The organism is Pseudomonas sp. 1D4 (assembly GCF_001728925.1).
Lineage (GTDB): Bacteria > Pseudomonadota > Gammaproteobacteria > Pseudomonadales > Pseudomonadaceae > Metapseudomonas > Metapseudomonas otitidis.
This window is the reverse complement of record NZ_LXJQ01000067.1, coordinates 1-22,643: the sequence shown is the minus strand read 5'-3', so window position 1 is coordinate 22,643 and position 22,643 is coordinate 1. Positions and strand designations below refer to the sequence as shown.

The window sequence follows — 22,643 nt, the reverse complement described above, 5'->3', positions numbered from 1 at the left end:
ACCTGTTGCGCCCGGCCTGATGGGCATCGCTGCGCTCAGCGCCATCCTACGGGACGCTGACCGTGGCTTTGGCGCGGGTCCGCGTGGATCGGTGGAGCGCGATCCACCCTACGGTTGTTGCTACCTGGTCGCGCAGGGTGGATGCCGCTTTTTGCATCCACCAATGCCCCCGCCCGCACCCCGGTTGGGCTGGGCACGGTCCGTAGGATGCGCTGAGGCCACGAAGCGCATCACGTCGCGGCCAGGCCGTGGCACCACATGTTGCGCCCGGCTTGATGGGCATCGCTGCGCTCAGCGCCATCCTACGGGTGCGTTGCCAGTGGCTTTGGCGCGGGACCGCGTGGATCGGTGGAGCGTATGGCTGTAGCCCGGGCTTCAGCCCGGGAGCGGCGCCGGGCATTCCCGGACTGAGCGCCATCCTGCGGGGGTGTTGGTCGTGGCTTTGGTGCGCGATCCACTCTGCATCCGTGGGAGCGGCTCAGGGCAGTTCGAGGCCGCCGGCGGCTTTGTGCAACTGGCGCAGGTGGGCGCTGAGCTGGTCGAGGTTGGCCTGGGTGGCGTCGAGTTCGGTGAGGATGCGCGGGTCGATCAGTTCGCGCAGTTCACGGTCGAGGCTGTCGGTGAGCTGGCGCAGGGTGCGCTGGCGGTTGGCGCTCTCTTCCTGCAGGCGCTGCCATTCGCTGACCTGGGGCAGGCCGTAGCCGCTGCCTTGCAGAAGGTCGGCCGGGCGGCTGAGGAAGCCGCTGTTGGCGAGGATCTGTTCGAGGGTGCCGCCAGCGCGGGAGAACTCGGTCTGGCCGAGGGTGGCGCGGTTGTCCAGGTAGCGGCGCTTGAGGTCGTCCTGGGCGAGCAGCATCTGCCGGCGCATGGCGGCCTGCTCCAGCAGCAGCAGGGCGGCGCTGCCGCGCAGGTCGGCGTGTTCGATGTAGGGGCGGCGGCGGGTGGCGTCCTGGGCGAGCCAGGTTTCCACGTCGGCCTCGGGCAGCCCCAGGCGCTGGCGGGCGATGTCGAACATGGCCTGGTAGCGGTCGCGGAAGGAGTCGAAGCGGTAGCCCAGGCGCAGGGCTTCCTTCGGGTCGCGCAGGGGGCTGGGGTCGGCCACGCCGCGCCCTTCCAGCACCGCGAGTAGGCCGTTGGGCATGATGCTGTCGAGGTCGTCCAGGCGCGGGTCGGCGGTGCCGCTGCGCAGCAGCTTGAGGGTCTCGACGGCGCAGTTGTTGGAGAGGAACCAGTAGTTGCCGTCGTAGCTCCAGTGCATTTCGGCGGCGCGCTCCACCAGGTTGTGGACCTGCTCGCGGTCCAGGCGCAGGGGCACGGAGGCGAGGCTGCGCATTTCCACCTTGGTGTACTCGTCGATCACCTGGGCCAGCGGCAGGACGAACAGCCGCGAGGGGTAGGCGCCGGTAAGGCCGTCCCAGCTGGAGAGCTGCACGTCGCCGACGAAGGCGCGGTAGGAGAGCACCAGGTGCTGGTCGAGGTCGAGCCGGCAGTCCGGGCCGCGCGGGCGACCGGGGGCGCAGATGACCAGGCGCAGCATGGTATGGCCCCAGCGGCTGGCCCAGTTGTCGTTGGCTTCGGCGAACAGGTAGTCCACTTCGTAGACCCGCTCGGGGTCGAGGCGCCCCAGGGGTTCGCGGCCGAAGTCGCGCCCGGCGTTGAGGTAGGCCAGTTCGCTGGCGCAGGTTCCGGCGGCGTCCGGGGCCCAGCCGAAGTGGTCGCGGAAGTAGCGGTACAGCGCGGGGCGCCGGCAGCGGTAGTCGGGGTCGAGGAGGAAGTACTCCATGTTCACCGCGACGAACTCGCGGGGGTTGGTCAGCTCGTAGAGGTCGGGGCTGCGGGCGGCCTGGTGGTTGTCCGCCTCCCGCTTGCCGCGCTGGCCGATGCGCTGGGGCCAGCCGGCGAGGTCCAGCAGGCGCGGGTCGTCGCTGAAGGTGAAGCGGCGGGCGGTCTGCCCCCGGCATTCGCTGCGCAGGCCGACGGCGCCGGTGCTGGCCTGGGCGCTGCGGCAGCGGAAGCCGAGGCGGCGCTGGGCGGCGTCGCGGTAGTGGGCGCGGTCGTAGAGGTGGGTGAGTTCGTGGAGCACGGTGGCCAGCAGTTCGCGGCGCACGGTGCCGTGGGGGCGCGTGGTCTTCTCGCGGGCGGCGCTGCCGTCGGCGAGGGCGGGCAGCAGGGCGCGGTTGAGGTCGAGGGCGTCGATGCGGGTGGCGCGGCCGTAGGCGTTGTCCGGCAGGTCATCGGCCCAGGTGACTTCCACCTGGCGGTCGAGGCGTTCGACGAAGCGCGGCGGCAGCTTCTGCAGGGCTTCGTCGAGCAGGGCCTGGCTGGCCTGGCGCTGGGCGGCGTCGAGGCCGTCGGTCTTCAGCGCCAGGCGCAGGTCGGCACGGGCGCTGGCGCAGGCCAGCAGGGCGGCCAGGCCGAGCGCGCCGAGGCGCCACAGACGCAGGCTCAAGGGCGCCGCTTCAGAGGGCGAGGATGGCCTGGGCGAGGGCTTCGTCGCTGGCCTCGCGGGCTTCCGGCAGGCGGGTGCGCAGGGTGTCGAAGGCGGCTTCGAGCTGCACGCCACGGATGGCGCCTTTGCTGGCGACGAAGCTGGCAGCGTCGTCGCGGGCCTCGCGGATCACCTTCATGTCGCGGATGGAGGTGGTGGTGTCGGAGGTGAAGTCGATGCTGCGGCCCAGTGCACGGACGACGATGTTGCTGGTGGCGACCAGGGTCTGGGCCTGGGCGATGCCGGTGAACAGGGTGAGGGCGGTGGCAGCGACGATCAGCGTGCGACGCATGGAGGGTCTCCGGAGGTGAAAACTGTACGGGTCATTGGACGTCAAGGCGGCCGCCCGGTTCAGCGCGAGCGCAGCGGCACCGGCGCGGCGGGCGCAAAGGCTAGCGAAAGGCGCCAGGCGCGGCCATAGCCTGCTGTCGCGGCTGTGAACCGGGTGGCGCCGATCGGGTGCCTCAGAGGGCGAGGATGGCTTCGGCCAGTTGCAGGTCGCTGGCCTGCAGTTGCGGGGCCTGGGTGCGGATGTGTACCAGGGCGGCTTCCAGGCGGGCACCGCGAATGGCGCCTTCGCTGGCGACGAAGCTGGCAGCGTCGTCACGGGCGGCGCGTACCAGCTTGCTGTCGCGCAGGGAGGAGGAGGCGTCCGAAGTGGCGTCGGCGCTGGCGCTGAGGGCGCCGGCCAGGGAGTCGGTGGTCACGGCAAGGCTGGAGGCGAACGTGGCGCTGGAGAAGGCCAGGAGCGCAGCGGCACCGAGCAGGCGGAACGAGGGCATGGGGAAACTCCTGTACGGCAGGGGGACGCCCCTCGGGGCGTCCCATCGACACGATGCCCCGGAGCGGGGCGGCGCCGATTTTCGCACAGGGCCCAGCGCAGCGGCAGAGCAGATGACCGCCGGGGCGCGCCTCAGCGCCAGAACGGCTTGTCCAACTCGACGCGCCGGTCGCTTTCGCTGAGGCCGATGTCGGCCAGTTGCTGGGCGTTGAGCTGGGCCAACTGGCTGCGGGTCCGGGCGTTGCGCTGCCACTCGACGACGCGGGCGTACAGGCGCAGGAACAGCGGCGCACTCGGTGTGGGCGGCAGTGGGGCGGGGCGGGCGTGGAGGTGGCGTTCCATGGTGGTGGCTTCCCTGTTGAGGTGGGGCAGTCCATGGTCGCGCGGTGGGGGGAGCGTGGGCAGGCACAGCGGGGTGGAATTGTACGGGTCCAGGTGTGGATATTCGCGAACTGTTACGCCCGTATCCGGCACATCTGTACCAGCGTCCGGTTTCCCGGGGCCGTAAAAACGAAAACCCGCCGGCTGAGCGGCGGGTTCTGTCGGTACTGCGGTGCGGCTTGCGCCGCGCTGGCTCAACGCCAGAAGGGCTTGTTCAGCTCCATTTCACGCTGCGCTTCGCTGATGCCGGCGTCGGCCAGCAGGCGGGCGTCCAGCATGGCCAGTTGACGACGGCTGGCGATGCGGCGCTGCCACAGCAGCAGGGTGGAGATGACGCGCAGCGGCCAGGAGGCTTTGGCGCTCGACTCGTGGGAGTTGAAGATCAGGTCGGAACTGAGGGTACGTTCCATGGCGGTGCTTCCTTCCCGCTTGTGGCGGGGCTAGAGGGGTTGTCTGGTGGCTATTTTCTAGCCGGAACAGCCGACTCAGTAGTCACAGCTACCGAAAATTGTAGGGCTACTAGAAAGCAAGCTAACTAACTGTATTGGTAAAATTTTAGTTAGCTGTACCGGTCACCCGTTGAAACCCTCGGCATTCAACGGGAAACCGGATTTTCCTCTGAGGAAGTAACTTTTGGCAGGGGTTTGGAGCAGTACAGTTGGCCTTTTACCTGATGCAGTTTTTTGACCTGTTTGTCAGGTAGAAGGCCATTCGGAAGGGGCTCAACTGGCCAGCATGCGGCCGGTTTCTTCCAGGTTGATGTGCCAGGCCATGGCCTCGCGAAGCAGGTGCGGGGTGTGCCCGCCCTTGGCGCAGGCGGCGCTGAAGTACGCATCGAGCGCCGGACGATAATCCGGATGCACGCAGTTGTCGATGATGACCCGTGCGCGCTCGCGCGGGGCCAGGCCGCGCAGGTCCGCCAGGCCCTGTTCGGTGACGAGGATGTCGACGTCGTGCTCGGTGTGGTCCACGTGGCTGACCATGGGCACCACGCTGGAGATGGCACCGCCCTTGGCGATGGACTTGGTGACGAAGATCGCCAGGTGAGCGTTGCGGGCGAAGTCACCCGAGCCGCCGATGCCGTTCATCATCCTGGTGCCGCCGACGTGGGTGGAGTTGACGTTGCCGTAGATGTCGAACTCCAGGGCGGTGTTGATGCCGATGATGCCCAGGCGCCGCACCACTTCGGGGTGGTTGGAGATCTCCTGCGGGCGCAGCACCAGCTTGTCCTTGTAGCGCTCCAGGTTGCCGAACACGTCGGCGTTGCGGCGCGCGGAGAGGGTGATGGAGCTGCCCGAGGCGAAGCGCAGCTTGCCGGCGTCGATCAGGTCGAAGGTGGAGTCCTGCAGCACCTCGGAATACATGGTGAGGTCCTGGAAGGGCGAGTCGATCAGGCCGCACATCACCGCGTTGGCGATGCTGCCGATGCCGGCCTGCAGCGGGCCGAGGTTGTTGCTCATGCGGCCGTCGGCCACTTCACGGCCGAAGAAGGCGATCAGGTGGTCGGCGATGGCCTGGGTCTCGTGGTCCGGCGGCAGCACGGTGGACAGCGAGTCGGGCTGGTTGGTGAAGACGATGCCGGCGATCTTCGCCGGGTCGATCGGGATCGCGGTGCTGCCGATGCGGTCGTCCACGCGGGTCAGCGGGATCGGCGTGCGGGTCGGGCGGTAGGTCGGGATGTAGATGTCGTGCAGCCCTTCCAGGTTGGTGTGGTGAGAGAGGTTGATCTCCACGATCACCCGCTTGGCGAAGATGGCGAAGCTGGCCGAGTTGCCCACCGAGGTGGTCGGCACGATGTGGCCCTGCTCGGTGATGGCGGTGGCTTCGATCACGGCGATGTCCGGCAGCTTGAGCTGGTGGTTGCGCAGTTGCTCGACGGTTTCCGACAGGTGCTGGTCGATGAACATCACGCTGCCGTCGTTGATCGCCTTGCGCAGGGTGCTGTCCACCTGGAACGGCATGCGCCGCGCCAGTACGCCGGCCTCGGTGAGCTGCTTGTCGAGGTCGTTGCCCAGGCTGGCGCCGGTCATCAGGGTGATGCGCAGCGGCGAGGCCTTGGCACGCTCGGCCAGGGCGCGAGGCACGGCCTTGGCTTCACCGGCGCGGGTGAAGCCGCTCATGCCGACGGTCATGCCGTCTTCGATCAGGGCCGCGGCCTCGGCCGCACTCATGACCTTGTCCAACAACGAGGGCAGGCGTACGCGATCAGGGTACATGGAGGAAAACCTCAGGGCTTCAGGGTGGGGGAGGAAGGCGCGCAGTCTAGGGGCTGCGGCGCGGGGCGACTTCTATACCAAGGTCGAACAGGCCGCTCTGGACGGGGCCTTTGCGCGCGTCATGGTGGTGGTTCGGGCGGCGTTTTTGAATGCGGCGGATTGGCGCGGCGCAGACGGCCGCGCGGGGCATGGTGAGGGGCCCTGGCAGGCCCCTGCGGGGGTTACTCGGCGCGTTCGCCGCACAGGTCCAGGGCGAACCAGCGTTCCGTCGCCTCGGCGTCCAGGCCGGCGCCAATCAGGGCGAACAGCTTGGCCAGGGCGGCCTCGCGGGTCATGCCGCCGGCCGACACCAGGCCACTGGCGGCCAGTTGGCTGCCGGCGGCGTAGACACCGAACTCCACATGCCCGGCCGGGCACTGGCTGATGGCCGCCAGCACCACGCCGCGCTGGCGCGCCTCGCGCAGCACCTGCAGCAGCTCGGCGTTGTCCGACGGGCCGGTGCCGCTGCCGTAGCACTCCAGCAGCAGGCCCTGCACGCCGCTGCCCAGCAAGGCCCGCAGATGAGCGGCCTGCAGGCCGGGGAACAGCGGCACCACCGCCAGGTTGACCGGCTGCCGACGGACGGCGAAGCCCAGCTCGGCAGGCACCGGGGCGTGCTCGCCGTGGCGCGGGCGCGGCAACACGGTGAAGGCATCCAGCGCCTCGCTGTACAGCTTGCTGACCCGGGCACCGTGCATCAGCGCACCGTTGAACCACAGGTGCACGCCGGGCGCCACGCCAGCCGCGAGGGCCGCCAGGGCGCCGCACAGGTTGGGCCAGGCGTCGCTGCCCTCGGCACCGGCCGGCAGCATGGAGCCGGTGAGCACCACCGGCACGCCCAGGCCGAGCAGTTGGAAGCTCAGGGCCGCGGCGCTGTAGGCCAGGGTGTCGGTGCCATGCAGCAGCAGCACGGCGTCGTGCCCGCCTTCGCGCACCGCATCGACGATGACGTCGCGCATGGCCAGCCACTGGGCCTGGGTCATGTTGGCGCTGTCCAGCAGGGGCAGCATCTCGGCGAAGGTGAAGTCCAGGACCGGCGCAGTGGGCTGGCTCGCCAGGTGCTCGCGCATGCGCGCCTCGAAGCCGCCGGCCGGGGCCAGGCCCTGGGCGCTCTGCAGCATGCCGATGGTGCCGCCGGTATAGAGGACGAAGAGGTTCTTGACTGCGCTCATGCCGTGTCCTGTTCCCTCGGGGATAAAACGGTGGGCCAGCATAACGCTGAATCCGGCCGCGAACGCGAGCCGATCCCACCAGAAAAATCTGTGCCTGATACGAAGATGCCGCTTCCCCGCAGGGCGGAGAAGCGGCATCCGGTGACGCGAGGTGTGTGCTTAGCGGTGGCTTTCCGCCAGGCCGGCAGGGGCCTGTTGCGGGGCCGCTTCGCTGGCCGGGCGGGTCGGCCAGGCGGCGCGGTCCAGGTCCAGGTCGGCGAACTTGCTGGCGTCGAACACCGGGGTGTCGATGCCGGCCTTGACCTGGGCGTCGTAGTCACGCATCAGGCGCATGCCGACCTTGAACAGCAGGGTGATGGCCACCAGGTTGACCACGGCCAGCAGGCCCATGGTGACGTCGGCGAAGCCGAACACGGTGGACAGGTCCTGCATGGAACCCCACAGCACCAGCGCCATGACCAGCGCGCGGTAGACGATCAGCAGGGCGCGCTTGGAGCTGAAGAAGCTCAGGGCGTTCTCACCCAGGTAGTAGTTGTAGACCAGGGTGGTGAAGACGAAGAGCAGCAGCGCCATGCTCACGAAGATGCGGCCCCACCCGCCCACTTCGGCCGCCAGGGCCGCCTGGGTGAGGACCACACCGGCCATTTCGCTGCCCGGCTGGTAGACGCCGGAGAGCAGGATGATCAGCGCGGTGCTGGTGCAGATCAGCAGGGTGTCGATGAACACGCTGAGGGACTGCACGATGCCCTGGGCTGCGGGGTGCTTGACCTCGGCAACGGCCGCCACGTTGGGCGCACTGCCCAGGCCGGCTTCGTTGGAGAACAGGCCGCGCTTCACACCCATGATGATGGCTGCACCGACGCCACCGGCGAAGGCCGGCTCGAGGCCGAAGGCGCTCTTGACGATCAGGGCCAGGGTGGCCGGAACCTCGGACAGGTTCATGCCGATGATCACCAGGGCCATGAGGATGTAGCCGCCGGCCATCACCGGAACCAGCACGTCAGCCATGCCGGCGATGCGCTTGATGCCGCCGAAGACGATCAGGCCGATCACGCCGACCAGGGCGATGCCGCTGATCCAGGTGGGCAGGCCGAAGGTGTCATGCAGCGAGGTGGCCACGGTGAAGGACTGCACGGCGTTGAAGCCGAAGCCGAAGGTCACCAGCAGCAGGAACGAGAAGATCACCGCCAGCCAGCGCTGGCCGAGGCCGTGGAGGATGTAGAAGGCCGGGCCGCCACGGTAGGTGCCGTCCGCTTCGCGGCGCTTGTACAGCTGCGCGAGGGAGCACTCGAAGTAGCTGGTCGCCATGCCCAGCAGGGCCACCACCCACATCCAGAACACTGCGCCCGGGCCGCCGAGCATGATGGCCACGGCCACACCGGCGATGTTGCCGGCGCCGACACGGCCGGCTACGGAAAGCATCAGGGCCTGGAACGAACTGAGCTGGCCTTCCTTGCGCTGCAGCGCCTGGCCGAAGATGCGGAACATGTCGCCGAAGTAGCGCAGCTGGACGAAGCGCGAGGCAATGGTGAAGAAGAGTCCGAGGCCCACGAGGACCACGATCAGCAGTTTGCCCCACAGGAAGTCATTGAGCAGATCGAGCATGGCGTTTCACCTGATCCAGTTTGTTGTTGTTGGGAGCGGCAGCGGGTAATGACGGCGCTGCGCCTGGAAAGGTGGGCATGTTTGAGGAAGGGCCTCGGCTGGGCAATTTCGCAGCCTGTAACCACTTGTTGCGAGTTGACGCTATAATCGCGCCGCTCGCGTCAGTTGGAGGGCCGGCAATTGTCGAACAATCTGGGTGCCAACCTGAAGTTGCTGTGCAGCCACTACCGCTCTATCTCGGAGGTTTGCCGCAAGCTGTCGATCAACCGCGCGCAGTTCAACAAGTACCTCAGCGGGCAGAGCGCGCCGACGGCGTACAACCTCAAGCGCATCGGTGATTTCTTCGGCGTCGAGGACTACGAACTGGGCCTGCCACCGGAGCAGTTCGCCCGCCTGATCGGCGCCCGCCGCCCCCACGACAGCGCCGCCCCCAGCGACGACCCGCTGATGCAGATGCTGCGCCCCCTGCGCGAGCACGCCGGCGACCTGTCGCGCTACTGCGGCTACTACTTCGAATACTCCAACTGCATGTCGGTGCCCGGCACCATCCTGCTGTCGCTGGTGCACCTGTGGGAGGAGCGCGGCACCTTCCTGTTCGAGCGCCAGGAACGCCAGGAGCGCTCCAGCTCGTCCAACGTCGAGGCCGAGGACTGGGTGCGCTGCCGCTACCTCGGTGCGGCGTTCCAGTTGCAGGACCGGCTGTTCCTCGCCGACTTCGAGTCGCTCACCCTCAACGAGATGAGCCAGACCATCCTCATCCCCAGCTTCAAGAGCCGCATCACCCGCCTCAACGGCCTCAAGACCGGCGTCTCCAGCGGCGACCGGCGCAACCCCGCCTGCACCCGCGTGGTGTGGGAATACCTGGGGCCGGAGATCAACCGCGTCAGCGCCTACCGCCAGGTGATGCTCTATCGCCCGGACGACCCGCGCATCGACGAGGACATCCGCCGCCGCCTGCAGGTCGGGCCGCTGCAGAACAACCTGTTCGAAATCGACTGACCCACCCGCTTCAAGGAACCCCCCGACCATGGACGTTCTCCGTCACCCCCGCTCCCTCGCCCGTGCCCTCGTGCTGCTGTTCGCCGGACTCCTGCTCGCCGGCTGCGGCGGCGGCGTCAAGGGCAAGGGCTACCTGTTCACCCGCGACAGCCAGGTGCTGCGCCTGAACGACGAGGCCACCCTGCACCAGGGCCACAAGGAGCTGGAATTCAGCCCTACGCCGAGCCTCTTCGGCACCCTGCGCCTGAAGGACGAACGCGACGACGTCAGCATCGACGTGCCGCGCAGCGCCTACGGCAAGCGCTCGTTCTTCATCGACGGCCGCGAGGCCGGGCTGAACTACGACATCAAGGCCCGCTGGCGCGAGGAGCGCGAACTGCAGACCGAGCGCGATCGCCAGGAGTCCTGCACCGCACCGGGCTACTGCACCCGCACCGTGAGCGTCCTCAACTGCGACGGCAAGCGCTACCTCAAGGGCACCGAGCGCTACGGCGACCGCCTCGACGACCAGAACTGCCGGCGCGAGCAGGTGACCCGCACCGACTATTTTCACGATTGCCCCGGCTCACGCCCGGTGCGCGAGCGCTACCAGGTCTACCGCCTGCTGGTGAACCTGTCCTTCACCGACCCCGCCCATAAAGGCCCGCCGGCCGCCGAGTTCGACGGCGAAAGCCGCCTGCGCGACCGCTTCCTGGAACGCCTCTCCGAAGGCGCCTGCCGGGTCAATTGACCCCCGCACCACACGCCGTGCCACCGCCTGGCCGCGACGTGATGCGCTTCGTGGCCTCAGCGCATCCTGCGGTTCGCCCGAGGGCCAACGGGAGACGTCGGGTGTGGTGCCGAACGCCTCAATCGGCCCCCGTAGGATGGCGCTGAGCGCAGCGAAGCCCATCGATCCGAGCGCCAAGGCCATCCGGGGTGCCGTCATTTGGCCGCGACGTGATGCGCTTCGTGGCCTCAGCGCATCCTACGGTTCGCCCAAGAACCAACCGGAGACGTAGGGGGGATCGCGCTTTACCGATCCACCGACGGTGGGTGCCGAACGCCTCAATCGGCCCCCGTAGGATGGCGCTGAGCGCAGCGAAGCCCATCGATCCGAGCGCCAAGGCCATCCGGGGTGCCGTCATTTGGCCGCGACGTGATGCGCTTCATGGCCTCAGCGCATCCTGCGGCGCTCTATCGAGGGGATCGCGTCCGGCAGTGCCTGCTCAGGGCTGGCGAGGCGGCTCGATGTTCTGGCTGATGCGCCAGAGCACGCCGCTGGGATCAAACACCTTGAACTCGCGCATGCCCCAGGGCTGGTCTTGCGGAGGGATCAGGCGTGTACCGAAGCACTCATCCAGGCGTGCGCCGTTGATCTGTTCCCACCAGGCATCGACTTCTTCTACCAACAGATGCATGACGAAATTCTCGGCCTGTTCCTTTATGTAGAAGTTCTGGAGCAGGAACGCGCAGTGTTCACCGTGACTGAAGTAGGCGAGCTGATCATCCGACCAGCCCGGTTTGAAGCCCAGGGCCTTGTAGAAATCCTGGCTGAGGAGAAAGTCCCGTGCCGGGACAAAGGTTTTCAACTCGATGCTGTGCAGCATGGGATGTCCTTGTCGTGAGGTGCCATACGTTAGCGTGGCGGAGTCCCTGATAGTGAGTGTTGAGCCGAAGTAGCGGGCTATGCCCCTCGCACGTCCTCCAGCCGGCGGCGCTGGCGGCCTTCGCCGTCGAAGTTATCCACAGCCAGCCAGGCTTCGAAGGCGCCGCGCACGGCGGGCCATTCGCCGTCGATGATGGAGAACCAGGCGGTGTCGCGGTTCTGGCCCTTGATGACCATGTGCTGGCGGAACAGCCCTTCGTAGCGGAACCCCAGGCGTTCGGCAGCGCGCATGGAGCGGGCGTTGGCGGCGTTGCACTTCCATTCCAGGCGGCGGTAGCCGAGGTCGTCGAAGGCGTGGCGGGCCAGCAGCCAGACCGTTTCGGTAGAGGCCGGCGAGCGCTGCATGGCCTGGCCGAAGGCGATGTGGCCGATCTCGATGGCGCCGTCCTTCGGGGCGATGCGCAGGTAGCTGAGCAGGCCGCTGACGCGGCCGCTGGCCAGGTCGACGACGGCGTAGAACAGCGGGTCGCGGCTGGCGGCGTGGCCGGCGAGCCAGGTGTCGAAGGGCGCGCGCTCGGGGAAGGGGCCGTAGGGCAGGTAGTTCCACAGCGCCGGGTCGTGGCCAGGCCCTTGCAGGGCGTGCCAGAGGTCGTCGCCATGGCGCGCCGGGTCGAGGGCTTCCAGGCGCACGAAGCGCCCGGGCAGGGCGCGGTGGTCGGGGGTGGGGCGGGGTTGCCAGTGGCTGAGGTCGGTCATGGGGCGGTCCTCACAGGACTTTGCGGTACTGGACGAAGCCGGAACGGTCGGCGATGCGGTCGTAGAGCTGCATGGCGTCGGTGTTGGTCGCGTGGGTCAGCCAGTGCACCCGCGAGCCGCCGGCGGCCCCGGTGCGGGCGTAGACGTATTCGATCAGCGCGCGGCCGATGCCGGCGCCGCGCAGGCCCTCGGCAACGAATAGGTCCTGCAGGTAGCAGTAGTTGCCCACCGTCCAGCAACTGCGGTGGTCGATGCAGTGCACCATTCCGACGGCGCGGCCGTCCTGCCAGGCGAGGGCGGCGTGCATGGGTTCGGCCGGGTCGAGGAAGCGCTGCCAGGTGACGGCGCTGGTGGCTTCGGGGATCTCGGTCTTGTAGAAGCGCTGGTAGCCCTGCCAGAGGGGCAGCCAGGCGGCGTGGTCATCAGCGGTGACGGGGCGGATATCGAGGCTCATGGGGCGTCCTTGTGGGCTCGGTTGAGGATCAGGAAGTGGGCTGCAACCGGGCCGCCAGGGCCTGGTCGCGCGGGTCGGCAGAGGCCTCCAGGCCGGCGCGGACACCGGCCTGGTCGGCAGCGGAGCGGTTCTGGCCGAGCTTCCACTTGCCTTCCAGGCGGCGGATCGGCAGGGCGAAGCCGACGATGGCGCGCAGCATGCTGGCCAGGTAGTCGGCCGGGGCTTCGTCCACGGACCAGGGGCGGGCCTGGCGCGCTTCGTGGCGGTCACTGAGCTGGCGCACCAGGGCCAGCAGGCGGCCGGGGTCGTCGAACACCTCGGCCTGGCCCCAGGCGTGTACGGCGATGTAGTTCCAGGTGGGCACCGCCTTGCCGTGCTCGGCCTTGCCCGGGTACCAGCCGGGGTGGACGTAGGCGTCCGGCCCGCTGAACACCACCAGGGTTTCGCTGCCGGCGGCCAGGTCGCGCCAGTGCGGGTTGGCCCGGGCGAAGTGGCCGTAGAGGGTGCCGAACTCGCCTTCGCCGGGGGCCAGCAGCAGCGGCAGGTGGCTCGCCTGCAGGCCCTGGGGGCCGGCGCTGGTGAGCAGCGCGAGGCCGCTGGCGTCGATCTGGGTGTGGAGCTGGGCCAGGTCGTCCTGGCGGAAGGCGGCGGGGCAGTACATGGTCGGTCTCCTCGGCGATGGCTTCATGCTAGGCAGGGAATTGGCCTTGTGTAAGATCCATTCACTGCCACTTTCATAGAGCCAATCGAGGCCGCCATGACCGCCACGCCACCCTTGCCTGTCGACCTCTCCGGTATCCGCCTGGACCCAGCGCGGGGGCTGTCCCGGCAGCTCTACGAGGCGTTGCGCGAACGCATCCTCGACGGGCGCCTGGGCAGCCGCACGCGCTTGCCCGCCAGTCGCGACCTGGCGGCGCTGCTGGGCATCTCCCGCAACACCGTGACCCGCGCCTTCGACCAGCTCTACGCCGAGGGCTACGTGGAGGGGCGGGTGGGCGACGGCACCTACGTGGTGGAGTTATCCACAAGCCCGCCGGTGGCCCTGCCCGAACCACCCGGGCCGGCGCCGAGCGTGGCCCTGGAGCGACTGGAGCGGCATCACCTGCCGGCTTCGCCGGAGCGTGCGCCCCGGGCCTTTCGCATCGGCGTGCCGGCCTTCGACCTGTTTCCCTTCGAGACCTGGGCACGACTGTCGGCGCGCTTCTGGCGCAAGCCGTCGCTGGCGCGCCTGGGCTATGGCGACCCGGCGGGCGACCGCGTCCTGCGCGAGCTGGTGGCGGCCTACCTGCGCAGCAGCCGGGGCCTGGCCTGCGATGCGGAGCAGGTGGTGATCACCTGTGGTGCGCAGCAGGCCATCAGCCTCTGTGCACAGTTGCTGGTGCAGCCGGGGGACCGGGTGGCTGTGGAAAACCCCGGCTATCGCGCGGCGGGCCACGCCTTTTCGGTGGCCGGTGCGCAGGTGGTGGGGGTGCCTGTGGACAACGAGGGGCTGGTCTGCGCGGCGCTGCCAGCTGTGGATAACTGCCGGCTGGTGTACCTGACGCCGTCCCACCAGTACCCGACGGGGGTGACGCTGTCCCTGGCGCGGCGCCTGGAGCTGCTGGAGTGGGCCGAGCGCGAGGGCGGCTGGATCATCGAGGACGACTACGACGGCGAGTACCGCTACAGCGGGGTGCCGCTGGCACCCCTGGCCTCGCTGGACCGGCAGGGGCGGGTGCTCTACGTCGGAACCTTCTGCAAGATCGCCTTCCCGGCCCTGCGCCTGGGCTACCTGGTGCTGCCGCCGGCCCTGGCTCAGCCCTTCGCCCGGCGGCTGGCCCTGGACATGCGCCATTCGGAGATCGGCGCCCAGGCGGTGATGGCGGAGTTCATCGCCGCCGGGCACTTCCAGCGCCACGTCCGGCGCATGCGCCAGGCCGCCCGGGCGCGTCGCGATGCCTTGCTGCGGGACTGGCCGGCGGCGATTCCCGGTTGTGCACCGATGCCGGCGGTGGAAGCGGGGCTGCACCTGTGCATACGGGTCGACAGCCTGGCGCGGGAGCAGGCCCTGCTGGGCGCCGCGCGGGCGGCGGGGGTGGAGATGAACGGGTTGAGCAGCTACTGGCTGGAGGACAGCGACGAGCCTGTGGATAACCGTGCCGGGCTGGTGCTGGGCTTCGCCGCCGTGCCCGAGCCGGAGATCGCCGAGGCGGTGCGGGTGTTGCGCCGGGCCTGGCGGGTGTAGATGCCACAGGGGAAGGCTTCGGTGTCGGCTGTGAGTCCGGTTGGTGGATAAAAAGGGCGTTATCCACCCTACGCAATGACCGGCACCCGTGGGGGGATCGCGCTTCACCGATCCACCAGCGGTGTTGCGGCGGGTTCCGATGGTGGGCTGAAGCCCACCCTACGCCTGGGCCGCTCCCGTAGCCTGGGCTTCAGCCCAGGGATGTGCGGCTCCAAGTCCCCGGGCTGAAGCCCGGGCTACGGCTGGCGGGTGCAGATGCCGCAGGGGGAGGCTTTGGTGTCGGGTGTGAGTCCGGTCGGTGGATAAAAAGAGTGTTATCCACCCTACGCAATGATCGGCACCCGTAGGGGGGATCGCGCTTCACCGATCCACCAGCGGTGTTGCGGTGGGCCCGGATGGTGGGCTGAAGCCCACCCTACGAGGCAGCTCCCGTAGCCTGGGCTTCAGCCCAGGGATGTTCGGCTCCAAATTCCCGGGCTGAAGCCCGGGCTACGGCTGGCAGGGTGGGGCACTTTTCCACAGGCAAAAAAAAGGATGGTCAGACGACCATCCTCTGGAATGAGGGGCTACGCCCCTCCTGGTGAGACGGTAAGGCTCAGGCCTTCAGCGGTACGAGGCGCGGGGCGATCATGTTTTCCGGGCGGAGGATGTCCGCCAGCATGGAGTCGTCCAGCAGCTTCTCTTCGCGAACCAGTTCCAGTACGCCGCGGCCGCTGATCAGGGCCTCCTTGGCGATACGGGTGGAGTTCTCGTAGCCGATGTAGGGGTTGAGCGCGGTGATCAGGCCGATGGAGTTCTCCATCAGGCGGCGGCAGTGCTCTTCGTTGGCGGTGATGCCGACGATGCAGTGCTCGCGGAGCATGTCCATGGCGCGCTGGAGCAGGCGGATCGAGTCGAAGATCTTGTAGGCGATCAGCGGCTCCATCACGTTCAACTGCAACTGGCCGCCTTCGGCGGCGAGGGTCAGGGCCAGGTCGTTGCCGATCACTTCGAAGGCGACCTGGTTGACCGCTTCCGGGATCACCGGGTTGACCTTGCCGGGCATGATCGAACTGCCCGGCTGGCGCGCCGGCAGGTTGATCTCGTTGATGCCGGTGCGCGGGCCGCTGGAGAGCAGGCGCAGGTCGTTGCAGATCTTCGACAGCTTGACTGCGGTGCGCTTGAGCATGCCGGAGAACAGCACGAAGGCGCCCATGTCGGAGGTGGCTTCGATCAGGTCGGCGGCGGGCTTCAGCGGCTGGCCGCTGATTTCGGCCAGGCGCTCGACGGCCAGCTTCTGGTAGCCGGGGTCGGCGTTGATGCCGGTGCCGATGGCGGTGCCGCCCAGGTTCACTTCGGTCAGCAGCTCGGGTGCCAGGCGACGCAGGCGGTCCAGGTCCTCGCCCAGGGTGGTGGCGAAGGCGTGGAATTCCTGGCCCAGGGTCATGGGCACGGCGTCCTGCAGCTGGGTGCGGCCCATCTTCAGCACATGGGCGAACTCTTCACCCTTGGCGGCGATGGCCTGGATCAGGCTGTCGAGGCTGGCCAGCAGGGCGTCGTGGCCCAGCAGGAGGCCGAGGCGGATGGCGGTGGGGTAGGCGTCGTTGGTGGACTGCGCCATGTTCACGTCGTTGTTCGGGTGAAGGTACTTGTACTCGCCCTTCTGCTTGCCCATCGCTTCGAGGCCGATGTTGGCGATGACCTCGTTGGCGTTCATGTTGGTGGAGGTGCCGGCACCGCCCTGGATCATGTCCACCACGAACTGGTCGTGGTACTCGCCACGGATCAGGCGGGCGCAGGCCTCGGTGATCGCGGCGTGCTTGTCGGCCGGCAGGTGGCCGAGCTGCTTGTTGGCGTCGGCGGCGGCCTGCTTGACCATGGCCAGGGCGACGACCAGTTTCGGGTAGTGCGACAGGGGCACTCCGGAAAGGCGGAAGTTCTGCACGGCGCGCAGGGTCTGGATGCCGTAATAGGCATCGGCGGAAACTTCGAGGGTGCCGAGCAGGTCTTTTTCGACGCGGAAGGATGCAGCAGCGGACATGATGCGATTCATCTCTGGAAGAACACGGCTAGTGCCGCGATGCCCGCTAATCTAAGGCTCCAGGCATTTTTAGACCAATGCTGTTATTCGCTGCCCTATGCACAATCGGCATAATGCAGGTGTGACGCCGCTTCGCTGGCAAGCGTGTGCACCAAAATCGAGCATTCCCTGGAAGGCCCCATGAACCTGGAAACCAAATGGCTGGAGGACTTCGTCGCCCTGGCCAACACCCGCAGCTTCTCCCAGGCCGCCGAGCGGCGCTTCGTCACCCAGCCGGCGTTCAGCCGGCGCATCCGCAGCCTGGAGGCGGCGTTGGGGCTGACCCTGGTGAACCGCTCGCGCACGCCGATCGAGCTGACCGACTCGGGTCAGCTGTTTCTGGTCACCGCGCGCAGCCTGGTGGAGCAACTGGGGGAGGTGGTGCGCCGCCTGCACCATCTGGAGGGCCAGCAGGGCGAGGTGTTGCAGTTCGCCGCGGCCCACTCCCTGGCGCTGGGTTTCTTCCCGCAGTGGATCGCCCGGTTGCGGGCCGAGGGGCTGAACATCTCCAGTCGCCTGATCGCCACCAACGTGGGGGAGGCGGTGCACTCGCTGAGGGAGGGGGGCTGCGACCTGATCCTGGCCTTCTATGACCCGGACGCGGCGCTGCAGATGGACCCGGAACTGTTCCCGTCCATGAGCCTGGGGCGCACCGAGATGCTGCCGGTGTGCGCGGTGGATGCCGAGGGCAGGCCGCTCTACGAGCTGGACAGCGGGCAGAGCGTGCCCCTGCTGGCCTACAGCGCCGGGGCTTTCCTCGGGCGTTCGGTGAACCTGCTGTTGCGCCAGCGGGCCCTGCGTTCCACCACGGTGTACGAGACGGCGATGGCCGACAGCCTCAAGAGCATGGCGTTGCAGGGCCTGGGCGTGGCCTGGGTGCCGCGCTTCAGTGCCGAGGCGGCGCTGGCGCGGGGGGACCTGGTGGTGTGCGGCGGGCCGCACTGGCACGTGCCGCTGGAGATCCGCCTGTACCGCTGTGCGCTGGTGCGCAAGGCGGCCATCCGCCTGCTGTGGCGCAAGCTGGAGGGCGGGCTGGGGGCGACGCTGGAAGGAGGAGGGGCCGGCTGAGCCGGCCCCGGCGGGTCAGGGGTTGATGACGATGCGGCCTTCGATCTTGCCGGCGCGCATCTGGTCGAAGATGCCGTTGATGTTGTCCATCGAGTCCTTGTGGATGGTGGCCTTCACCAGGCCTTCGCCGGCGAAGTCCAGCGCTTCCTGCAGGTCGGCACGGGTGCCGACGATGGAGCCGGTGATGCTGATGGCCTTGAGCACCACGTCGAAGATCGGCGTGGGGAAGTCGCCCGGGGGCAGGCCCACCAGGGCCACGGTGCCGCCGCGACGGGCCATGCCGATGGCCTGGCCGAAGGCGCTGTTGGACACGGCGGTGACCAGCACGCCGTGGGCGCCGCCGATGTCGCGCTGGATTACCTCGGCGGGGTTTTCGTTGCGGGCGTTGATGGTCAGGCTGGCGCCGAGCTTGCGGGCCAGGTCGAGCTTGGCGTCGTCGACGTCGATGGCGGCCACGTGCAGGCCCATGGCGCGGGCGTACTGCACGGCCACGTGGCCGAGGCCGCCGATGCCGGAAATGGCCACCCACTGGCCGGGGCGGGCGCCGGTGACCTTGAGGCCTTTATAGACGGTGACACCGGCGCAGAGGATCGGTGCGATCTCGTCGAACTCGACGTCCTTGGGCAGCAGCCCGACGTAGTTCGGGTCGGCCAGCACGTATTCGGCGTAGCCACCGTTCACCGAGTAGCCGGTGTTCTGCTGGCCTTCGCAGAGGGTTTCCCAGCCGGTCAGGCAGTGTTCGCAGCAGCCGCAGGCGGTGTACAGCCAGGGCACGCCGACCCGGTCGCCTTCGCGGACGCGGGTGACGCCGCTGCCGACGGCGGCGACGTAGCCGACGCCTTCATGGCCGGGGATGAAGGGCAGGGCGGGCTTCACCGGCCAGTCGCCCTCGGCGGCGTGGAGGTCGGTGTGGCAGACGCCGGAGGCCTCGATCTTCACCAGGATCTGGCCGGGGCCGGGCAGCGGCACCTTCACTTCCTCGATCCGCAACGGTTCGCCGAAGGCATGGACGACGGCGGCTTTCATGGTCTGGTTCATGGCGTTCACCTCCTGGCTGTGGAGCCTGGGAGTGTGCCGCGCCGAGCGTGACAAACCTTGCGCTGGGACAAGGTTCCGGCCCTTGGCGGGCACCGCATGACGGACGGTCGAGGCGGGTGATTACCGCGCCCGCCTTTGCGGTATACTGCGCGGCCTTCGGCCGGCAGCGCACGCCGGCCCACATCGCAGACAAGCCACGCCCTTGAGCGTGGCTTGTTGGTTTTCGACCCTTGATGAGGTACGACGATGAGCGCACTGGTAGGCGTGATCATGGGCTCCAAGTCCGATTGGAGCACCCTCAGCCACACCGCCGAGATGCTGGACAAGCTGGGCATCCCCTATGAAGTGAAGGTGGTCTCCGCCCACCGCACTCCGGACCTGCTGTTCCAGTACGCCGAAGAGGCCGAGGCCCGTGGCATCCAGGTGATCATCGCCGGTGCCGGTGGTGCCGCCCACCTGCCGGGCATGTGCGCGGCCAAGACCCACCTGCCGGTGCTCGGTGTGCCGGTGCAGTCGTCCATGCTCTCGGGCGTCGACTCGCTGCTCTCCATCGTGCAGATGCCGGCGGGCATCCCGGTCGCCACCCTGGCCATCGGCAAGGCCGGCGCGGTCAACGCCGCCCTGCTGGCCGCCAGCATCCTCGGCCACCAGCACCCGCAGTACCACGCGGCGCTGAAGGCCTTCCGCGACGAGCAGACTCGCTCGGTGCTCGACAACCCGGACCCGCGCGAGGCCTGACCCATGAAGATCGGCGTGATCGGCGGCGGCCAGCTCGGCCGCATGATGGCCCTGGCGGGCACCCCGCTGGGCATGGACTTCGCCTTCCTCGACCCGGCTCCCGACGCCTGCGCCCAGGCGCTCGGCGAGCACATACGCGCCGACTACGGCGACCAGTACCACCTGCGCCAGTTGGCCGACGAAGTGGACCTGGTGACCTTCGAGTTCGAGAGCGTGCCGGCCGAGACCGTGGCCTTCCTCTCCCAGTTCGTGCCGGTCTACCCCTCGGCCAATGCCCTGCGCATCGCCCGTGACCGCTGGTTCGAGAAGTCGATGTTCAAGGACCTGGGTATCCCCACCCCCGAGTTCGCCGACATCCAGTCCCAGGCGGACCTGGACGCCGCCGTGGCCGCCATCGGCCTGCCGGCGGTGATGAAGACCCGCACCCTGGGCTACGACGGCAAGGGCCAGAAGGTCCTGCGCAGCCCGGCGGACGTGGCCGGCGCCTTTGCCGAGCTGGGCAGCGTGCCCTGCATCCTCGAAGGCTTCGTGCCCTTCACCGGCGAAGTGTCCCTGGTGGCGGTGCGCGCCCGTGACGGCGAGACGCGCTTCTACCCGCTGGTGCACAACACCCACGAGAACGGCATCCTGCGCCTGTCCATCGCCAGCACCGACCACCCGCTGCAGGCCCTGGCCGAGGACTACGTCGGCCGTGTGCTGCGCGAGCTGGACTACGTCGGTGTGCTGGCCTTCGAATTCTTCGAAGTGGACGGCGGCCTGAAGGCCAACGAGATCGCCCCGCGCGTGCACAACTCCGGCCACTGGACCATCGAAGGCGCCGAGTGCAGCCAGTTCGAGAACCACCTGCGCGCCGTCGCCGGCCTGCCACTGGGTTCCACCGCCAAGGTGGGCGAGAGCGCCATGCTCAACTTCATCGGCGACGTGCCGCCGGTGGAGAAGGTGATCGCCGTCGGCGACTGCCACCTGCACCACTACGGCAAGGCCTTCAAGGCTGGGCGCAAGGTCGGCCACGCCACCCTGCGCAGCGCCGACCTGCCGACCCTGAAGGCGCGCATCGCCGAGGTCGAGGCGCTGATCGCCGGCTGAACCCCTGCCGCTGCGCTGCTGTCTGATCAAGGGCGTGTCCACGGACACGCCCTTTTTCATTCAGGATTCAGGAGTGACTGCCATGGGGCTCATCGGAACGCTTTTCATCGGCCTGATCGTCGGCCTGGTCGCACGCTTCCTCAAACCGGGCGACGACAGCATGGGCTGGATCTGGACCATCCTGCTGGGCATCGGCGGTTCCATCGCCGCCACCTACGGCGGCCAGGCGCTGGGCATCTACCGCGCCGGGCAGGGAGCGGGCTTCATCGGTGCGGTGGTGGGCGCCATCGTCCTGCTGATGATCTACAGCGCCATCAAGAAAGGCTGAGGGCTGGGAACCGGGAACGGGCGCGGCTAGTCTTAGCGCCTGTTTCCCGCCCGCGAGCCCGCCCCATGCGCCGTACCCTGCTGCTTCCCCTGCTGCTGTGCAGCGCCCTGGCCCACGCCCAGCTCCCCGAGACCGACTGGCTGGAGCTGATGCCCCCGGAGGACCGCAAGGCCCTGGAAGAGATGCCGGACATCAGCCACAACACCCCCGAAGGCGAAGGCACCTTCACCAACAAGGGCGGGTTGAAGCAGCAGGACAAGGACCTGCCGGCGGTGATGTATTCGGCGAAGACAGTGGCCACGCTCAACGGCAGGAAGATCCGCCTCGGAGGCTACCCGGTGCCGCTGGAGACCGATGCCAAGGGGCACAACACGCTGTTCTTCCTCGTGCCCTACCCGGGCGCCTGCATCCACGTACCACCGCCGCCGCCGAACCAGATCGTGCTGGTGCGCTTCCCCAAGGGCATCGCCCTGGACGACATCTACACCCCGCTCTGGGTGAGCGGCACGCTCAAGGTGGAGCCGGTCAGCAACGACCTGGCCGACGCCGCCTATGCGATGGACGCCGGCGAGGTGCGGGTGGTGCAGGACGAGGACCTCTGACGGGCCTCAGGCCACTTCGCCGCGGATGTACTGCTCCAGGTGCTGGATCAGGTTGTCCTGCTCGGCCATGGCTTCCTTCACCAGGTCGCCGATGGACAGCAGGCCGATCAGCTGGCCGTCTTCCACCACCGGCAGGTGACGCATGTGGCGGTCGGTCATCAGCGACATGCATTCGCGGATGCTCTGCCGGGCGTGGACGGTGAACACCGGCTCGGTCATGAACTCGCGCACCGGCGTCGCCACCGAGGAACGCCCCTGGAGCACGCCGCGCCGGGCGTAGTCACGCTCGCTGACGATGCCTACCAGGCGACTGCCTTCGGTGACCGGCAGGGCGCCGATGTTCTGTTCCGCCATCAGGCGCAGGGCCTCGAGCATCGGGGCATCGGCCTCGATGGTGTGGACCTGTTGGCGAGGCTTGGCGTGAAGCATCTGGGCGACGGTTTTCATGGCTTCTCCTCCCTGGGGATGGCGCTGACTGGAAGCGCAGGATGCACCCGCAGCCGGTGCGGCGGCCAAGTAGGAATTTTCATGATGACCATTGAGAAATTCATGAGCCGGGCAGATGCAGGAACAGCCGCACCGGGTGGATCGCGCTTCCGCAGCTCTCGTAGCCTGGGCTTCAGCCCAGGGATGTTCGGCTCCAGGTCCCCGGGCTGAAGCCCGGGCTACCGGGCTCGGGGCTGGCGGGTGTAGATCCACAGGGGGCTTCGGTATCGGGGGGAGTCCGGTCGGTGGATAAAAAGAGCGTTATCCACCCTACGCAATGTCCGGCACCGCGCTTCACCGATCCACCGGCGGTGCTGCGGCGGGCCCGGATGGTGGGCTGAAGCCCACCCTACGCCTGTGCTGCTCCCGTAGCCTGGGCTTCAGCCCAGGGATATGCGGCTCCAAGTCCCCGGGCTGAAGCCCGGGCTACGGCTGGTAGGTGTAGATGCCACAGCGGGAGGCTTCGGTGTCGGGTGTGAGTTCGGTTGGTGGATAAAAAGAGCGTTATCCACCCTACGCAGTTACCGGCACCCGT

At 68.3% G+C, this 22,643-nt stretch carries 23 protein-coding genes; 8 read left to right on the top strand and 15 right to left on the bottom strand.

The window, feature by feature from the left end; all coding sequences use genetic code 11:
* Nucleotides 1-478 precede the first annotated feature (478 nt).
* The 8 genes from A7D27_RS24415 to A7D27_RS24380 all read right to left on the bottom strand — a co-directional run bounded on the left by A7D27_RS24415 (nucleotide 479) and on the right by A7D27_RS24380 (nucleotide 8,682).
* Nucleotides 479-2,449 (bottom strand): DUF4105 domain-containing protein, encoded by a 1,971-nt coding sequence (locus A7D27_RS24415; protein ID WP_371914834.1) that lies wholly within the window; start codon nucleotides 2,447-2,449, stop codon nucleotides 479-481.
* 10 nt (nucleotides 2,450-2,459) lie between these two features.
* Complete coding sequence (locus tag A7D27_RS24410) at nucleotides 2,460-2,780, bottom strand: DUF2388 domain-containing protein (protein WP_069566380.1); 321 nt, start codon at nucleotides 2,778-2,780, stop codon at nucleotides 2,460-2,462.
* Between the two features lie 172 nt (nucleotides 2,781-2,952).
* Nucleotides 2,953-3,270, bottom strand: coding sequence for a DUF2388 domain-containing protein (locus tag A7D27_RS24405; protein ID WP_069566379.1), 318 nt, complete (start codon nucleotides 3,268-3,270; stop codon nucleotides 2,953-2,955).
* Between the two features lie 131 nt (nucleotides 3,271-3,401).
* Entirely contained in the window at nucleotides 3,402-3,611 is a 210-nt protein-coding gene (locus A7D27_RS24400) for a DUF1127 domain-containing protein (protein ID WP_069566378.1), read from the bottom strand.
* A gap of 233 nt (nucleotides 3,612-3,844) precedes the next feature.
* The gene (locus tag A7D27_RS24395) at nucleotides 3,845-4,060 is read right to left on the bottom strand and encodes a DUF1127 domain-containing protein (RefSeq protein ID WP_069562069.1); all 216 of its coding nucleotides are present in this window, start codon (nucleotides 4,058-4,060) and stop codon (nucleotides 3,845-3,847) included.
* A 312-nt stretch (nucleotides 4,061-4,372) separates the two neighbouring features.
* Nucleotides 4,373-5,866, bottom strand: coding sequence for an acetyl-CoA hydrolase/transferase family protein (locus tag A7D27_RS24390; protein ID WP_044403440.1), 1,494 nt, complete (start codon nucleotides 5,864-5,866; stop codon nucleotides 4,373-4,375).
* Nucleotides 5,867-6,087: 221 nt separating this feature from the next.
* A complete protein-coding gene (locus A7D27_RS24385) occupies nucleotides 6,088-7,077 on the bottom strand; it encodes an asparaginase (RefSeq protein ID WP_069566377.1) in 990 nt (329 codons plus the stop codon).
* 159 nt (nucleotides 7,078-7,236) lie between these two features.
* Nucleotides 7,237-8,682: a sodium:alanine symporter family protein gene (locus A7D27_RS24380; RefSeq protein WP_069566376.1), complete on the bottom strand. Its 1,446-nt coding sequence runs from the start codon at nucleotides 8,680-8,682 to the stop codon at nucleotides 7,237-7,239.
* 180 nt (nucleotides 8,683-8,862) lie between these two features.
* Between A7D27_RS24380 and A7D27_RS24375 the strand changes: the two genes are divergently transcribed.
* Together A7D27_RS24375 and A7D27_RS24370 are read left to right on the top strand one after the other, a co-directional pair.
* On the top strand, nucleotides 8,863-9,681 hold the full coding sequence (locus A7D27_RS24375; protein ID WP_069562065.1) for a helix-turn-helix transcriptional regulator: 819 nt from the start codon (nucleotides 8,863-8,865) through the stop codon (nucleotides 9,679-9,681).
* Between the two features lie 28 nt (nucleotides 9,682-9,709).
* Nucleotides 9,710-10,411, top strand: a complete 702-nt coding sequence (locus A7D27_RS24370; RefSeq protein WP_069566375.1) for a hypothetical protein — start codon at nucleotides 9,710-9,712, stop codon at nucleotides 10,409-10,411.
* Between the two features lie 478 nt (nucleotides 10,412-10,889).
* Here the strand turns inward: A7D27_RS24370 and A7D27_RS24365 are convergent, their stop codons facing one another.
* The 4 genes from A7D27_RS24365 to A7D27_RS24350 all read right to left on the bottom strand — a co-directional run bounded on the left by A7D27_RS24365 (nucleotide 10,890) and on the right by A7D27_RS24350 (nucleotide 13,140).
* Complete coding sequence (locus A7D27_RS24365; RefSeq protein WP_069566374.1) at nucleotides 10,890-11,270, bottom strand: VOC family protein; 381 nt, start codon at nucleotides 11,268-11,270, stop codon at nucleotides 10,890-10,892.
* Nucleotides 11,271-11,347: 77 nt separating this feature from the next.
* Nucleotides 11,348-12,025 (bottom strand): GNAT family N-acetyltransferase, encoded by a 678-nt coding sequence (locus tag A7D27_RS24360; RefSeq protein ID WP_069566373.1) that lies wholly within the window; start codon nucleotides 12,023-12,025, stop codon nucleotides 11,348-11,350.
* Nucleotides 12,026-12,035: 10 nt separating this feature from the next.
* On the bottom strand, nucleotides 12,036-12,479 hold the full coding sequence (locus A7D27_RS24355) for a GNAT family N-acetyltransferase (protein ID WP_069562061.1): 444 nt from the start codon (nucleotides 12,477-12,479) through the stop codon (nucleotides 12,036-12,038).
* A 28-nt stretch (nucleotides 12,480-12,507) separates the two neighbouring features.
* Nucleotides 12,508-13,140 carry an FMN-binding negative transcriptional regulator gene (locus A7D27_RS24350; RefSeq protein ID WP_069566372.1) on the bottom strand — a complete coding sequence of 211 codons (633 nt, stop codon included), beginning with the start codon at nucleotides 13,138-13,140 and terminating at the stop codon, nucleotides 12,508-12,510.
* A 96-nt stretch (nucleotides 13,141-13,236) separates the two neighbouring features.
* Between A7D27_RS24350 and A7D27_RS24345 the strand changes: the two genes are divergently transcribed.
* A complete protein-coding gene (locus A7D27_RS24345) occupies nucleotides 13,237-14,703 on the top strand; it encodes a PLP-dependent aminotransferase family protein (RefSeq protein WP_069566371.1) in 1,467 nt (488 codons plus the stop codon).
* A gap of 595 nt (nucleotides 14,704-15,298) precedes the next feature.
* Here the strand turns inward: A7D27_RS24345 and aspA are convergent.
* Nucleotides 15,299-16,723 (bottom strand): aspartate ammonia-lyase, encoded by a 1,425-nt coding sequence (gene aspA / locus A7D27_RS24340; RefSeq protein ID WP_069562058.1) that lies wholly within the window; start codon nucleotides 16,721-16,723, stop codon nucleotides 15,299-15,301.
* 180 nt (nucleotides 16,724-16,903) lie between these two features.
* Here aspA and A7D27_RS24335 point away from each other — a divergent pair, with 180 nt between their 5' ends.
* A complete protein-coding gene (locus tag A7D27_RS24335; protein ID WP_069566370.1) occupies nucleotides 16,904-17,830 on the top strand; it encodes a LysR substrate-binding domain-containing protein in 927 nt (308 codons plus the stop codon).
* Between the two features lie 15 nt (nucleotides 17,831-17,845).
* On the opposite strand, the gene adhP is transcribed toward A7D27_RS24335, so the two are convergent.
* Nucleotides 17,846-18,868 carry an alcohol dehydrogenase AdhP gene (gene adhP / locus A7D27_RS24330; protein WP_069562056.1) on the bottom strand — a complete coding sequence of 341 codons (1,023 nt, stop codon included), beginning with the start codon at nucleotides 18,866-18,868 and terminating at the stop codon, nucleotides 17,846-17,848.
* A gap of 246 nt (nucleotides 18,869-19,114) precedes the next feature.
* Here adhP and purE point away from each other — a divergent pair, with 246 nt between their 5' ends.
* The 4 genes from purE to A7D27_RS24310 all read left to right on the top strand — a co-directional run bounded on the left by purE (nucleotide 19,115) and on the right by A7D27_RS24310 (nucleotide 21,622).
* On the top strand, nucleotides 19,115-19,606 hold the full coding sequence (gene purE / locus A7D27_RS24325; RefSeq protein WP_069562055.1) for a 5-(carboxyamino)imidazole ribonucleotide mutase: 492 nt from the start codon (nucleotides 19,115-19,117) through the stop codon (nucleotides 19,604-19,606).
* Nucleotides 19,607-19,609: 3 nt separating this feature from the next.
* Nucleotides 19,610-20,692, top strand: coding sequence for a 5-(carboxyamino)imidazole ribonucleotide synthase (locus tag A7D27_RS24320; protein ID WP_069562054.1), 1,083 nt, complete (start codon nucleotides 19,610-19,612; stop codon nucleotides 20,690-20,692).
* A gap of 82 nt (nucleotides 20,693-20,774) precedes the next feature.
* A complete protein-coding gene (locus A7D27_RS24315) occupies nucleotides 20,775-21,020 on the top strand; it encodes a GlsB/YeaQ/YmgE family stress response membrane protein (protein ID WP_069562053.1) in 246 nt (81 codons plus the stop codon).
* Between the two features lie 65 nt (nucleotides 21,021-21,085).
* Nucleotides 21,086-21,622: a DUF3299 domain-containing protein gene (locus A7D27_RS24310; protein ID WP_069566369.1), complete on the top strand. Its 537-nt coding sequence runs from the start codon at nucleotides 21,086-21,088 to the stop codon at nucleotides 21,620-21,622.
* Nucleotides 21,623-21,628: 6 nt separating this feature from the next.
* On the opposite strand, the gene A7D27_RS24305 is transcribed toward A7D27_RS24310, so the two are convergent.
* Entirely contained in the window at nucleotides 21,629-22,069 is a 441-nt protein-coding gene (locus A7D27_RS24305) for a CBS domain-containing protein (RefSeq protein WP_069566368.1), read from the bottom strand.
* Nucleotides 22,070-22,643 lie beyond the last annotated feature (574 nt).

What these genes read in the sequence shown, in the direction of transcription:
- A7D27_RS24395 (WP_069562069.1), bottom strand. Translation starts at nt 4,060, where the DNA reads ATGGAACGTACCCTCAGTTCCGACCTGATCTTCAACTCCCACGAGTCG.
- A7D27_RS24410 (WP_069566380.1), bottom strand. Translation starts at nt 2,780, where the DNA reads ATGCGTCGCACGCTGATCGTCGCTGCCACCGCCCTCACCCTGTTCACC.
- A7D27_RS24310 (WP_069566369.1), top strand. Translation starts at nt 21,086, where the DNA reads ATGCGCCGTACCCTGCTGCTTCCCCTGCTGCTGTGCAGCGCCCTGGCC.
- A7D27_RS24335 (WP_069566370.1), top strand. Translation starts at nt 16,904, where the DNA reads ATGAACCTGGAAACCAAATGGCTGGAGGACTTCGTCGCCCTGGCCAAC.
- adhP (WP_069562056.1), bottom strand. Translation starts at nt 18,868, where the DNA reads ATGAACCAGACCATGAAAGCCGCCGTCGTCCATGCCTTCGGCGAACCG.
- A7D27_RS24350 (WP_069566372.1), bottom strand. Translation starts at nt 13,140, where the DNA reads ATGTACTGCCCCGCCGCCTTCCGCCAGGACGACCTGGCCCAGCTCCAC.
- A7D27_RS24370 (WP_069566375.1), top strand. Translation starts at nt 9,710, where the DNA reads ATGGACGTTCTCCGTCACCCCCGCTCCCTCGCCCGTGCCCTCGTGCTG.
- A7D27_RS24390 (WP_044403440.1), bottom strand. Translation starts at nt 5,866, where the DNA reads ATGTACCCTGATCGCGTACGCCTGCCCTCGTTGTTGGACAAGGTCATG.
- A7D27_RS24385 (WP_069566377.1), bottom strand. Translation starts at nt 7,077, where the DNA reads ATGAGCGCAGTCAAGAACCTCTTCGTCCTCTATACCGGCGGCACCATC.
- A7D27_RS24360 (WP_069566373.1), bottom strand. Translation starts at nt 12,025, where the DNA reads ATGACCGACCTCAGCCACTGGCAACCCCGCCCCACCCCCGACCACCGC.
- A7D27_RS24365 (WP_069566374.1), bottom strand. Translation starts at nt 11,270, where the DNA reads ATGCTGCACAGCATCGAGTTGAAAACCTTTGTCCCGGCACGGGACTTT.
- A7D27_RS24305 (WP_069566368.1), bottom strand. Translation starts at nt 22,069, where the DNA reads ATGAAAACCGTCGCCCAGATGCTTCACGCCAAGCCTCGCCAACAGGTC.
- A7D27_RS24380 (WP_069566376.1), bottom strand. Translation starts at nt 8,682, where the DNA reads ATGCTCGATCTGCTCAATGACTTCCTGTGGGGCAAACTGCTGATCGTG.
- A7D27_RS24320 (WP_069562054.1), top strand. Translation starts at nt 19,610, where the DNA reads ATGAAGATCGGCGTGATCGGCGGCGGCCAGCTCGGCCGCATGATGGCC.
- A7D27_RS24315 (WP_069562053.1), top strand. Translation starts at nt 20,775, where the DNA reads ATGGGGCTCATCGGAACGCTTTTCATCGGCCTGATCGTCGGCCTGGTC.
- purE (WP_069562055.1), top strand. Translation starts at nt 19,115, where the DNA reads ATGAGCGCACTGGTAGGCGTGATCATGGGCTCCAAGTCCGATTGGAGC.
- A7D27_RS24405 (WP_069566379.1), bottom strand. Translation starts at nt 3,270, where the DNA reads ATGCCCTCGTTCCGCCTGCTCGGTGCCGCTGCGCTCCTGGCCTTCTCC.
- aspA (WP_069562058.1), bottom strand. Translation starts at nt 16,723, where the DNA reads ATGTCCGCTGCTGCATCCTTCCGCGTCGAAAAAGACCTGCTCGGCACC.
- A7D27_RS24345 (WP_069566371.1), top strand. Translation starts at nt 13,237, where the DNA reads ATGACCGCCACGCCACCCTTGCCTGTCGACCTCTCCGGTATCCGCCTG.
- A7D27_RS24400 (WP_069566378.1), bottom strand. Translation starts at nt 3,611, where the DNA reads ATGGAACGCCACCTCCACGCCCGCCCCGCCCCACTGCCGCCCACACCG.
- A7D27_RS24355 (WP_069562061.1), bottom strand. Translation starts at nt 12,479, where the DNA reads ATGAGCCTCGATATCCGCCCCGTCACCGCTGATGACCACGCCGCCTGG.